Raw genomic sequence first — 12,514 nt, forward strand, 5'->3', positions numbered from 1 at the left:
TCTACAACCTCTGCAAATGCCCATAAAGCTTGGCGTACAACCCGCCATCGGCAATCAGTTGCTGGTGGTCGCCATCCTCGGCCACTTGCCCGCCGTCGAACACCAGCACCCGATCTGCCTGCTTCACCGCTGACAGGCGGTGGGCGATGATCAACGTGGTGCGGCCATGGAGAAAGCGCGCCATGGCCTGGTGCAGGTTGTATTCGGTGGCGGCGTCGAGGGCTGACGTCGCCTCATCGAGAATCACCACTTTCGGCTCGGCGAGGATCATCCTCGCGATGGCCAAACGTTGACGCTGACCGCCAGACAGCCGCACGCCGGAGCGGCCGACGATGCTGTCCAGGCCGTCCGGCAAGGCGCGGATGGTGGGTTCGAGCTGGGCGATTTCCAGTGCCTGCCAGCAGGCTTCATCGCTGCGGGTACGGCCCATGGTCAGGTTGGCGCGTACGGTGTCGTTGAACAGCGCCGGATGTTGCAGCACCACCGCGACATTTTCCCGAACCGTTTCCAGGCCGATTTCCTGCTGGGACGATCCGCCGAAACGGATCGTCCCGGCCAGCGGTGTGTACAGGCCCAGCAGCAATTGCACGAGGGTACTTTTGCCGCCGCCGCTAGCACCGACAATCGCCACTTTCTCACCGGGAGCGATGGACAGGTTCAACTGATCCAGCACCAGTTCGTCGCCGTAACCGAAGCTCAGACCCTGCACCTGAATGCCGACGGTATCGCGGCCCTTGAACGGGTCGACGCCGCCGGGGTATTGCGGCTCGTCGGCGCGAGCCAGCAGTTCGTTGATCCGCGACAGCGCACCGCCCGCCGCGTAATAAGCGTATTGCAGGTTCAGCAGCTGTTCGACCGGGCCGATCATGAACCACAGATAGCTGAACACCGCGAGCATCTGGCCAATCGACAGGTCAGAGAACAACACCGTCAACATGGCCGCCGCGCGGAAGATGTCGATGCCGAACTGGAACAGCAGACCACTGGCGCGGTTCGAGGCGTCGGTCTTCCACTGCGAGTTAACCGCGTAGTTGCGCACTTCCTGCGCACGCAGACCCAACCGTCCGAGGAAAAAGCCCTGCCGGTTGCCGGCTCGCACTTCCTGGATTGCATCGAGGGTTTCGCTCAGCGCCTGGGTGAAGCGCGAGGTGCTGTCGTTCTCCAGTTTCTTCAGGTGCTTGACCCGCTTGCCCAACTGCACCGTGGCGTAGATCACCAACGGGTTGAACAGCAGGATCAGCAGCGCCAGTTTCCAGTGCATCCACATCAGGATGCTGGCGGTGCCGACCAGCGTCAGCATCGCCACCAGAAAACGGCTGAGGGTTTCGCCGACAAACTTGTCGAGGGTGTCGAGGTCGGTGACCAGGTGCGTGGTGACCGTGCCACTGCCCAGGCTTTCGTATTCGCCGAGGGAGATCCGTTTGAGTCGTTCAATCAAACGCACGCGAATGCGATAAACGATGTCCTTGGCCAGCCGCGCAAACAACCGCGCCTGCAACACGCCAAAACACAGGGCACTGCAACGCAGAGTCAGCGTCACCACCAGCATCAGGCCGATGTAGCCCGCCGCCTGCTGCCACATTGAGGGCAGCACATGGTTCATGACTTTCAGCGCGGCATCACCGTGGCCGAGCAGGACCTCGTCCACCAGCAACGGCAGCAGCAACGGAATCGGCACGCTGCACAGCGTCGCCAGTACGGCCACGCCGTTGGCGATCCACAGGGATTTTTTGTGATGAAGTGCCAGTCGCCGGACTTCAGCCCAGCTCAGCCGGTCGACACGCTTGACGGCTGGCGTGTCATCGGCCGGGTCAGACACAGGCCGCGCGCTCCAGCCATCGACCGAGCAACGGCGACAGTTCACTGAGCGGCTGGTAGCCGTTGGTCAGCAACGCCAGTTGGCCGTTGCGTTCGGCGAGCAGGGTCGGGAATCCGGCGATGCCCAGATCCTGCACCCAAGTAAAATCGGCCTGGGTCGCCTTGTGCTGATCGGCATGATCAAACAGGGCAGCAAATTCGATGCGCGGGACGCCGGCCTTCTCGGCCAGCTCCACCAGAACGCTGGCCTGGGTGACATCGCGACCTTCGGCGTAAAACGCGTGCTGGATCAACCCGACCAGTTTCCACGCGCAATCCGGTGCCAGGCTGCGTGCGGTGACGATGGCCCGGCAGGCAGGTTCGGTGTCGTAGACAAAGCCGTCCGGCAACGCGCCTTCCAGCTTGAACGGCTGGCCGGTGGCCTCGGCGACCGCCTGCCAGTGTTCGAGAATGTAGCGCCGGGTAGTCGGCTCCAGCGCCGCACCACTGCCGGTGCGCAACCCGCCGACCACCAGGTGCAGTTCCACCCCGGCTGCCTGCGCCTGCTCCACCAATGCCTTGGCCACCGGGGCAAATCCCCAGCACCACGAACACATCGGATCCATCACATAGAGCAGGCGTGCAGACATGATTAAGCCTCGGTGGATGCTTGCTTATAGTTGTAGCCGATCGGGTGCGGCATGTTGCGCGCTTTGGCCAGTTCGATCTGCTTCTGGCGGTCGATTGCACTGCGGCGAGTCTTCTCGCTCAGGGTGTCCCAGCAGTGCGGGCAGCTGATGCCGGCCACGTAATGCTCGGAGGCGCGATCTTCAACGCTGACCGGGGTGCGGCAGGCATGGCACTGATCGTAGTCGCCTTCGCTCAGGTCATGACGCACGGTCACGCGGTTGTCGAACACGAAGCAGTCGCCCTGCCATTTGGTCTCTTCCTGCGGCACCTCTTCGAGGTACTTCAGGATGCCGCCCTTGAGGTGATAAACCTCTTCGAAACCTTCGCCGAGCATGTAGCTCGAGGCTTTTTCGCAGCGAATGCCGCCGGTGCAGAACATCGCGACCTTCTTGTGCACGGCCGGATCGAAGTGTTCTTTGATGTAGTCGGGGAATTCGCGAAAACTGGTGGTTTTCGGATCGATGGCGCCTTCGAAGGTGCCGATCGAGACTTCGTAATCGTTGCGGGTGTCGATCAGCAGCACTTCCGGGTCGCTGATCAGCGCGTTCCAGTCCTGCGGTTCGACGTAGGTGCCGACCTTCTTGTTCGGGTCGACGCCTTCGACGCCCAGGGTCACGATCTCTTTCTTGAGCTTGACCTTGGTGCGATAGAACGGCTGCTCGTCGCAGTATGATTCCTTGTGATCGATGTCGACCATGCGCGGATCGTTGCGCAGCCAGGCCAGCAGGCCGTCGATGCCTTCACGGCTGCCGGAAACCGTGCCGTTGATGCCTTCTTCGGCGATCAGCAGGGTGCCTTTGATGCCGTTGTCGACCATCGCTTGCAGCAGCGGCTCGCGCAGGTTGACGTAATCTTCGAGGGTGACGAACTTGTACAGTGCCGCCACGACAATCGGTTGTGTCATGGGTATTTCTCCAGGTGGCTACCCTCGTAAAGGGTGAACCGGATGCGAAAAAAAACGCGCCGGGTGAGCGGCGCGTTGCGGATTCTAGCAAAAAACCTCAGTTCATTGCTGCAAGGCTCAATGCTTGCTGCCGCCGGCACAGGTCGGCGACGCCGGAGCGACGCCTGTCTCTGCCCATTCCTGCGGGGTGTAGGTGTGCAGCGCCAACGCATGGAACTCGCCCATCAGCTCGCCGAGCGTGCCGTAGACTTTCTGGTGGCGCTTGACCCGGTTCAGGCCTTCGAACTGCGCACTGACCACCACTGCCTTGAAGTGGGTCTGCAACCCGCGACTGTGCATGTGACTTTCGTCCAGCACTTGCAGATGCTCAGGCTGAAGCAGCGCCAGCGTCGATTCGATGCGTTGTTGCATGGTCATCACGAACTCCGCTTACTTCTTCTTGGCCGGAGCCGCGCCTTTCGGTGCCAGCTCGTTGGTCATGTCGTCCAGCAGCTTGTTGACCACCGGTACGGCGCTTTCCAGCTTGGCCTGGGTCATCTGCGCCGATTGCTGAGTCAGCTGCGGCATTTTTTCCAGGACTTTCTTGCCCAGTGGCGACTGGTAGAACGCGACCAGGTCCTTGAGCTCGGATTCGCTGAAATTGGTGGTGTAGAGCTTGACCATGTCCGGTTTCAGCTTGTTCCAGCCAATGGCCTGGTCCAGAGCGGCGTTGGCCTTGGCCTGGTAGGTATCCAGTACGGCTTTCTTGGATTCCGGCGCCTTGGTCTGTTCAAAACGCTGGGCGAACATCTGCTGAACCTGCATGTACACCGGAGTGCCCAGCTTGTCAGCGTGTGCCAGGGTCAGGAAAGCTTCGGCACTGGCGTTGTGGCTGGCGGTATCGGCAAGCACCTGGCCGCTGGCGCAAACCAGGGCAACCGCGGTGCAGATGGCACGAAGACGAGTCATCGAGTTTCCTTTTCAGCTAGGCGAGGTAAAACCCCAAGGGCGACCATTCTGCGCCTGAATAACGCTGCGGCTCAACCCCCGGGCCTTGCCGCGCTTGATTGGCGGGGATTTGCCGGTCAACAATCGGCCGGAGGGAACCACCCGGGCCGACACCGGCCTAAACTGCGCAAACAGACCAACAGGAGTGTGCACGATGAGCCGTATCGAAACCGACAGCCTGGGCCAGATCGAGGTCCCGGACGACGCTTACTGGGGCGCTCAGACGCAACGCTCGCTGATCAACTTCGCGATCGGTCAGGAACGCATGCCCTTGCCGGTCCTGCACGCCCTGGCCCTGATCAAGAAAGCCGCGGCCCGGGTCAACGACCGCAACGGCGACCTGCCTGCCGACATCGCCCGCCTGATCGAACAGGCCGCCGACGAAGTGCTCGACGGCCAGCATGACGACCAATTCCCGCTAGTGGTCTGGCAGACCGGCAGCGGCACCCAAAGCAACATGAATGCCAACGAAGTGATTGCCGGCCGCGCCAACGAACTGGCCGGCAACCCGCGTGGCGGCAAGACGCCAGTGCACCCCAACGATCACGTCAACCGCTCGCAGAGCTCCAACGACTGCTTCCCCACCGCCATGAGCATCGCCACCGCGCAAGCGGTGCAGGGCCAACTGCTGCCGGCGATCGCCGAGCTTTCGGGTGGCCTGGCCGAGCTGTCGGCGCGGCACATGAAGCTGGTGAAGACCGGTCGCACCCACATGATGGACGCCACGCCGATCACTTTCGGCCAGGAACTCTCCGGTTTCATAGCGCAGCTGGATTACGCCGAACGGGCGATTCGCGCGGCGTTGCCGGCAGTCTGCGAACTGGCCCAGGGCGGCACCGCGGTCGGCACCGGACTCAACTCGCCCCACGGGTTCGGCGAAGCGATTGCCGCTGAACTGGCGGCGTTGTCCGGTCTGCCGTTCGTCACCGCGCCGAACAAGTTCGCCGCCCTCGCCGGCCATGAGCCGCTGACCACCCTCTCCGGTGCCCTGAAAACCCTCGCCGTGGCACTGATGAAAATCGCCAACGACCTGCGTCTGCTGGGCTCCGGCCCCCGCGCTGGGTTTGCCGAAGTGCGCCTGCCGGCCAACGAACCGGGCAGTTCGATAATGCCCGGCAAGGTCAACCCGACCCAGTGCGAGGCGTTGTCGATGCTCGCCTGCCAGGTGCTGGGCAATGATGTGGCGATCGGTTTCGCCGCCAGCCAGGGTCACCTGCAACTGAACGTGTTCAAACCGGTGATCATCCACAACCTGCTGCAATCGATCCGTCTGCTGGCCGATGGCTGCAGCAACTTCCAGCAGCACTGCATCGCCGGGCTTGAGCCGGATGCCGAAGTCATGGCGAAACATCTGGAACGCGGGCTGATGCTGGTAACGGCGCTGAACCCGCACATCGGCTACGACAAGTCGGCGGAAATCGCCAAAAAAGCCTACAGCGAAGGCAAGACCCTGCGCGAAGCGGCGCTGGAGCTGGGTTATCTGACCGATGAAGAGTTCGATGCCTGGGTGCGGCCGGAAAACATGATCGAGGCCGGCGCCAAGGGCTGAGATCTGCAGCGTCTGTAAGTCAGTCTTCGCGAGCAAGCCCGCTCCCACAGTTGACCGCAATCCCATGTCAGGAATGCGGTTAAAAGTGGGAGCGGGCTTGTTCGCGAAGAACGATGACTCGATTAACCTGCTGCCATGCGCATCCGCCGGGCCTTGAGCCCGGCAATCAGCGAAGGCCCGAGCGCCACCAGCGCCGAACCCAGCACCACCAACACTGCCCCGCCATACCCCAGCAGATTGATCTGTTCGGCATGCACATATTCCGGCCACACCCCCGCCGCCACGGCCACTGCACCGAACGTCACCAACGGCGTGATCGCCAGCGTCGCACTGACCCGTGAAGCTTCCCAGTGCGCCAGTGCTTCGGCAAACGCGCCGTAGGCGATCAGGGTGTTCATGCAGCACGCCAGCAGCAGCCAGCCCTGCAACGGATTCAGCGACAGCGCTTCGAGCGGATGCACCCAAGGCGTCAGCAACAGGGCGCAGAACAGGTAAATCACCATCATCACCTGCAGCGAATTCCACACTGTCAGCAGTTGCTTCTGCCCCAGCGCGTAAAAAGTCCAGACGGTCGAGGCCAGCAGCACCAGCAACACGCCGGCGGTGTAGTCAGACAAAGAGGTGAGCAATTCAGCCAGACGCTGATTGAAGAACAGCGCAAACCCGATCAACAGCACCGCCAGCCCAATGCCCTGACCGATACTGAAGCGCTCCTTGAACACGAACAGACTGGCGATCAGCAACATGATCGGCCCCATCTGCACCACCAGTTGCGCGGTGCCGGGGCTGAGCAGGTTCAGGCCCATCAGATAAAGCACGTAATTGCCTACCAGCCCGAGCACCGCCATCAGCACCAGCCAGCCGCCCTTAGGCCCGAGCACCTTGCGACTCGGCAACCTTTTGGTCGCCGCCAGATAAATGAACAGACAGCCGCCGGAGACCAGCAGGCGAAACCAGGTCACCGTGACCGGGTCCATCACCACCAGCACCTGCTTGAGCTTGATCGGCAGGATTCCCCACAAAAACGCCGTCAACAACGCCAGGAACATGCCGTACACCCAACGACCCGATGAAACGTGCATGAGAACCCCAAGCGCCAGAGACAGGAGCGCTCATTCTAGGCGCACAGACCCTGCCCGACACAGGGACAGTTGCGCTCCAGCCGCAAATGAAACTGTGCAGGTCGCAGCGGAAAATTGACGATGGGCCGTTGATCGGCCGGCCGGGCAAGGTAAGTGGTTCAGGCATAAGCTTCTTGGATCCAGCCCGGGACATCAATCACCAAGGAGACCCCGTCATGTTAGGCATGCGCGCCCAGGACACCGCCCCCGCCACGCGCTTTCGCAGCGACCGCGTGTGCCGGGTCAACGGCGACCTGTATTTCAGCACCCGGGAAAATACCCTCGAAGGGCCGTTCGACAGCCCCGAGAAAGCCGAGCAGGAAATCCGCGCCTACATCGCGCGGATGCAGTTGCGGGATGCTGGCAGGTAGATCCGGTCGCCCCATTCGCGAGCAAGCTGGCTCCCACATTCGATCACATTCCTTCAATAAGAATAGGGTCAACTGTGGGAGCGAGCTTGCTCGCGAAAGCTATCGAGAGAGCAAAACAAATTCCCGGACTTAACGCACAGCCTCAAACAACCCGGTCGCGCCCATCCCGCCGCCCACGCACATGGTCACGATCCCGTAGCGCAGATTGCGCCGCTGCAACTCGCGCACCAGATGCCCGACCTGCCGTGACCCGGTCATGCCGAACGGGTGACCGATGGAAATCGAGCCGCCGTTGACGTTGTACTTCTCGTTGTCGATTTCCAGACGATCACGGGCGTACAGGCACTGCGAGGCGAACGCTTCGTTCAATTCCCACAGATCGATATCCGCCACCTGCAAGCCTTTGGCCTTGAGCAGCTTCGGCACCGAGAACACCGGGCCGATACCCATTTCGTCCGGCTCGCAACCGGCCACGGTGAACCCACGGAAAAACGCCTTCGGCTTGAGCCCCAGTTGCAGGGCTTTTTCAAGGCTCATCACCAGCGTCATCGAGGCGCCATCAGACAACTGCGACGAGTTGCCGGCAGTCACCGAACCGTCCTCGGCGAACACCGGTTTCAACCCGGCAAGGCTTTCATAGGTGGTGTCCGGGCGGTTGCAGTCGTCGTGATCGACGATGCCGTCGAGGACCTGCACTTCACCACTGTTTTTGTCTTCAACGCGGTACTTCACCGCCATCGGCACGATTTCATCGTTGAACAGGCCGGCGGCCTGCGCCTGTGCAGTGCGAATCTGGCTTTGCAGCGAGTAGCGATCCTGCGCCTCGCGGCTGACGCCATAACGGCGCGCCACCACTTCGGCGGTCTGGCCCATGGTGTAGTAGATGCCGGGGGTCTGCTGTTTGAGCAACGGGTTGATCAGGTGATCGGTGTTGACGCTTTTCAGGGTCAGGCTGATCGACTCGACGCCGCCGGCGACGATGATGTCGCTGCAACCCGACGCGATCTGGTTGGCGGCAATCGCAATCGCCTGCAAGCCTGAGGAACAAAAACGGTTGAGGGTCATGCCCGCCGTGCCGGTGCCCAATTGCGAGAGCACCGCGACGTTGCGACCGATGTTGTAGCCCTGGGCGCCTTCGTTGGAACCGGCGCCGACGATGCAATCCTCGACGCTGGCCGGGTCGATGTCGTTGCGCGAGAGCAACGCATTGACGCAATGGGCCGCCATGTCATCGGGACGGGTCTGGTTGAACTTGCCGCGAAAGGACTTGGCCAGGCCGGTCCGTACGCTGTCGACGATCACCACTTCACGCATGGCATACCTCATTGTTGCAGTCGGTTGAGAGTGGACCGAGCATAAGTCCACCCAATCGCCGACCGCGACAATCATTCACCTCGCGTATGCGGGCCCATCGGTTCAGTCCTTGTGCTTCTTGGCTCGCTTGTCGGACTTTTCGAACGCTTCTTCCAGCGCCCGGTTGATTGTGCGCAGCACCTTGACCCGGGCCCAGCGCTTGTCATTGGCCTCGACCAGGGTCCACGGCGCGATTTCGGTGCTGGTGCGGTCGACCATGTCGCCGACGGCGGCGCGATAGGCGTCCCACTTGTCGCGGTTGCGCCAGTCGTCTTCGGTGATCTTGAAGCGCTTGAACGGAATTTCTTCGCGCTCCTGGAAGCGCTCCATCTGCGTGTCCTTGTCGATCGCCAGCCAGAACTTGACCACGATCACCCCGGCGTCGGCCAGTTGCTCCTCGAAGTCATTGATTTCGCCGTAGGCACGCATCCAGTCGGCGGTGCTGCAAAAGCCCTCGACCCGCTCCACCAGCACCCGGCCGTACCACGAGCGATCAAACACGGTGAATTTGCCCCGCGCCGGAATGTGCCGCCAGAAACGCCACAGATACGGCTGCGCCCTTTCCTCTTCGGTCGGCGCGGCAATCGGCACGATGCTGTATTGGCGCGGATCGAGCGCCGCCGCCACACGACGAATAGAACCGCCCTTGCCCGCGGCATCATTACCTTCAAACACCGCCACCAGCGCATGACGGCGCATGCGCTTGTCACGCATCAGGCCGGACAGCCGCGCCTGCTCGGTGATCAATTGCTCTTCGTAGTCTTTCTTCTCCAGACGCTGAGTCAGGTTGAGGCTGTCGAGCAGGTTCAACTGATCCACCGACGAGCCCAGCGGCTGGGCGCTGACATCATGCGGGTGCACATCGGGACGCTTCAGCGCGTTTTGCAGGCCTTCGAGCAAAATCTTGCCGACCGTCAGGCTGCGGTAGTACGGATCGACACCCTCGATGACATGCCACGGCGCGTAATCGCGGCTGGTGCGACGCAACACGCGTTCGCCGTATTTGACGAACTTGTCGTACGTTTCCGACTGCTGCCAGTCCAGAGGACTGATGCGCCAGCTGTGCAGTGGGTCATCGGCCAGGGCCTTGAGCCGCGCCTTCATCTGTTTCTTGGACAGGTGGAACCAGAACTTGAAGATCAGCGCGCCTTCATCGCAGAACATCTTTTCCATGCGCTCGGCGCCGGCAATCGCCTGATCCAGACGCGGATCCTTGAACAAGCCGTGAACCCGGCCCTGCAGCATCTGGCTGTACCAGTTGCCGAAGAAAATCCCCATCCGCCCCTTGGCCGGCAGCATCCGCCAGTAACGCCAGGCCGGTGGCCGTGCCAGCTCTTCATCGGTCTGCTGGTCGAAGGTGCGCACTTCGATCAGGCGCGGGTCCATCCACTCGTTGAGCAACTTCACCGTCTCGCCCTTGCCGGCGCCTTCGATGCCGTTGATCAAAATGATCACCGGGAAACGCTTCTGCTGCTGCAACTCGAACTGGGCTTCAAGCAACGCTTCACGCAGGGCGGGCACGGCGGCTTCGTAGGTGTCTTTGTCGATGGCGTGACCGATTTCAGCGGATTCGAACATGGGACGGCTCCTTCCAGGATTCAGCAAGACTAGCGGATTGGGCTCTGACGCGGCACAGAAATTCCCGCCGGCGGCGGATTGTCCTTGAGTGATCGTCAGCAAGGCTTGCCATGGATCAAGCGCCGCCTGCGTGATCGGCTAGAATGGCCGCCTTGTCGTTGCCGAGCCTGCCATGAAACCTGTAATGCCCCACGCCCAACTCGACTGGGATGACCAGGGACGCCCGCGTTCGCGAGTGTTCGACGATGTGTATTTTTCCGACCAGTCGGGGCTGGATGAAACCCGCTACGTGTTTCTCGAACAGAACCGTCTTGCCGAGCGTTTTGCCGCGCTGCCGGCGGGTGGGCGACTGGTGATCGGTGAAACCGGCTTCGGCACCGGGCTGAATTTTCTCTGCGCCTGGCAGTTGTTCGAACAGCATGCGGTGGCCGGTGCGCGGCTGCATTTTGTCAGCGTCGAAAAATTTCCGTTGAGCCCTGCCGACCTGCAACGGGCGCTGGCGTTGTGGCCCGACTTGAAGCTGTTCTCCGATCAGTTGCTCAAGCATTACGTGGCAATTCATCAGGGTTTTCAGCGCATTGTTCTGGATAACGGTCGTGTGACCCTGACGCTGCTGATCGGTGATGCACTGGAGCAGTTGCCGCAATTGGACGGCCAGATCGACGCCTGGTTTCTCGACGGTTTCGCCCCGGCGAAAAACCCGGAGATGTGGACTGCCGAACTGTTCGCGGAACTGGCGAGATTGGCGGCGCCCGGTTCGACCATCAGCACGTTCACCAGCACCGGTTGGGTACGGCGCCTGCTGAACGCCGCCGGCTTCAAGATGAAGCGCACGCCGGGCATCGGCCATAAGTGGGAGATCCTGCGCGGCCAATTTCTCGGCTGGCCCGAGGACGTTGCGCCCCCCGCCGCCGAAAAACCGTGGTTCGCCCGCCCGGCTCCGTTGAGCGGTGAGCGTCGCGCCCTGGTGATCGGTGCCGGTCTGGCCGGTTGCGCCACGGCAGCCAGCCTCGCGGCGCGGGGTTGGCAAGTCAGTCTGCTGGAACGGCATGACGCGGTAGCACAGGAAGCCTCGGGCAATCCCCAAGGCGTGCTGTACCTGAAACTGTCCGCCCATGGCACCGCACTGTCGCAGTTGATCGTCAGCGGTTTCGGCTACACCCGACGCCTGCTGGAAACCCTGCAACGCGGCACCGACTGGGACGACTGCGGCGTGCTGCAACTTGCGTTCAATGAAAAGGAACGCGAGCGTCAGGCGCAACTGGCGGCCGCGTTCCCCGAAGACCTTCTGCAATGGCTTGATCAACCCGAAGCGCAGGCCCGTGCCGGGGTCGGTCTGGCCCATGGTGGTTTGTATTATCCCGAGGGTGGCTGGGTGCATCCGCCAGCGCTGTGTCAGGCGCAATCCGCACAACCGGGCGTCACGCTGCTCACCCATCAAGAAGCCGTTGAACTGCGCAAGGTCGACGGTCAGTGGCAAGCCTTCGACGGGGAAAGGTTGATCGCAACAGCACCCGTCGTGGTGCTGGCCGGTGCCGCCGAAATCAAGCGTTTCCCCCAGAGTGCCGACCTGCCACTCAAGCGTATTCGCGGGCAGATCACCCGGCTGACGCAGACCACACAAAGCCAGGCGTTGACCACTGTCGTGTGCGCCGAAGGTTACGTCGCACCGGCACGCCTGGGCGAACACACCCTCGGCGCCAGTTTCGATTTCAACAGCGACGACCTGACACCGACCACCGCCGAACACCTGGGCAACCTGGCGATGCTCGAAGAGATCTCCACGGATCTGGTCGCACGCCTGCACATCGGCGAACTCGACACCGACAGCCTTGAGGGCCGCGCCGCGTTCCGTTGCACCAGCCCCGACTACCTGCCGATTGTCGGCCCGCTCGCCGATCGCGAAGCCTTCACCGAGGCCTATCGCGCCTTGAGCAAGGATGCCCGGCAAGTGCCGGACATTCCCTGCCCGTGGCTGGACGGCCTGTACGTCAACAGTGGCCACGGTTCACGCGGTTTGATCACGGCGCCATTGTCTGGCGAGTTGCTGGCCGCGTGGCTGGACAACGAACCGCTGCCGCTGCCCAGAGCCGTGGCCGAGGCTTGTCATCCAAACCGCTTTGCCTTGCGCCAGTTGATTCGCGGCAAGTGAACCGGGCGCTCC

11 protein-coding genes are annotated in these 12,514 nt (G+C 62.0%); 3 read left to right on the forward strand and 8 right to left on the reverse strand.

Annotation, left to right across the window (positions count from 1 at the left end; all coding sequences use genetic code 11):
* Position 1: 1 nt before the first annotated feature.
* From ABTV87_RS21115 to ABTV87_RS21135, 5 genes are all read right to left on the reverse strand, one after another.
* A complete protein-coding gene (locus ABTV87_RS21115; RefSeq protein ID WP_108562942.1) occupies positions 2 to 1,819 on the reverse strand; it encodes an ABC transporter ATP-binding protein in 1,818 nt (605 codons plus the stop codon).
* Complete coding sequence (locus ABTV87_RS21120; RefSeq protein ID WP_433899873.1) at positions 1,812 to 2,414, reverse strand: DsbA family protein; 603 nt, start codon at positions 2,412 to 2,414, stop codon at positions 1,812 to 1,814. Before ABTV87_RS21120 ends, ABTV87_RS21115 begins: the two co-directional genes overlap by 8 nt.
* Before the next feature lie 35 nt (positions 2,415 to 2,449).
* Positions 2,450 to 3,391, reverse strand: a complete 942-nt coding sequence (locus tag ABTV87_RS21125; protein WP_007950897.1) for a rhodanese-related sulfurtransferase — start codon at positions 3,389 to 3,391, stop codon at positions 2,450 to 2,452.
* A 117-nt stretch (positions 3,392 to 3,508) separates the two neighbouring features.
* Positions 3,509 to 3,808, reverse strand: a complete 300-nt coding sequence (locus ABTV87_RS21130) for a BolA family protein (RefSeq protein WP_007950896.1) — start codon at positions 3,806 to 3,808, stop codon at positions 3,509 to 3,511.
* Positions 3,809 to 3,820: 12 nt separating this feature from the next.
* Positions 3,821 to 4,339, reverse strand: a complete 519-nt coding sequence (locus tag ABTV87_RS21135; protein WP_085607251.1) for a DUF2059 domain-containing protein — start codon at positions 4,337 to 4,339, stop codon at positions 3,821 to 3,823.
* Between the two features lie 193 nt (positions 4,340 to 4,532).
* On the opposite strand from ABTV87_RS21135, the gene ABTV87_RS21140 reads away from it, so the two are divergent.
* Entirely contained in the window at positions 4,533 to 5,927 is a 1,395-nt protein-coding gene (locus ABTV87_RS21140) for a class II fumarate hydratase (protein ID WP_085607253.1), read from the forward strand.
* 122 nt (positions 5,928 to 6,049) lie between these two features.
* Here ABTV87_RS21140 and ABTV87_RS21145 read toward each other — a convergent pair whose 3' ends face one another.
* Positions 6,050 to 7,009, reverse strand: a complete 960-nt coding sequence (locus ABTV87_RS21145; protein ID WP_433898302.1) for a DMT family transporter — start codon at positions 7,007 to 7,009, stop codon at positions 6,050 to 6,052.
* A gap of 215 nt (positions 7,010 to 7,224) precedes the next feature.
* Between ABTV87_RS21145 and ABTV87_RS21150 the strand changes: the two genes are divergently transcribed.
* Positions 7,225 to 7,419, forward strand: a complete 195-nt coding sequence (locus tag ABTV87_RS21150; protein ID WP_085607257.1) for a DUF6316 family protein — start codon at positions 7,225 to 7,227, stop codon at positions 7,417 to 7,419.
* Positions 7,420 to 7,548: 129 nt separating this feature from the next.
* Here ABTV87_RS21150 and ABTV87_RS21155 read toward each other — a convergent pair whose 3' ends face one another.
* Together ABTV87_RS21155 and pap are read right to left on the reverse strand one after the other, a co-directional pair.
* Positions 7,549 to 8,733: a thiolase family protein gene (locus ABTV87_RS21155; RefSeq protein WP_258712169.1), complete on the reverse strand. Its 1,185-nt coding sequence runs from the start codon at positions 8,731 to 8,733 to the stop codon at positions 7,549 to 7,551.
* Between the two features lie 102 nt (positions 8,734 to 8,835).
* On the reverse strand, positions 8,836 to 10,350 hold the full coding sequence (gene pap / locus ABTV87_RS21160; RefSeq protein ID WP_433898303.1) for a polyphosphate:AMP phosphotransferase: 1,515 nt from the start codon (positions 10,348 to 10,350) through the stop codon (positions 8,836 to 8,838).
* A 172-nt stretch (positions 10,351 to 10,522) separates the two neighbouring features.
* Between pap and mnmC the strand changes: the two genes are divergently transcribed.
* Entirely contained in the window at positions 10,523 to 12,502 is a 1,980-nt protein-coding gene (gene mnmC, locus ABTV87_RS21165) for a bifunctional tRNA (5-methylaminomethyl-2-thiouridine)(34)-methyltransferase MnmD/FAD-dependent 5-carboxymethylaminomethyl-2-thiouridine(34) oxidoreductase MnmC (protein WP_433898304.1), read from the forward strand.
* The last annotated feature ends 12 nt before the right edge of the window (positions 12,503 to 12,514 follow it).

The organism is Pseudomonas sp. PSE1(2024), from assembly GCF_050990555.1.
Classification (GTDB): Bacteria; Pseudomonadota; Gammaproteobacteria; order Pseudomonadales; family Pseudomonadaceae; genus Aquipseudomonas; species Aquipseudomonas aphyarum.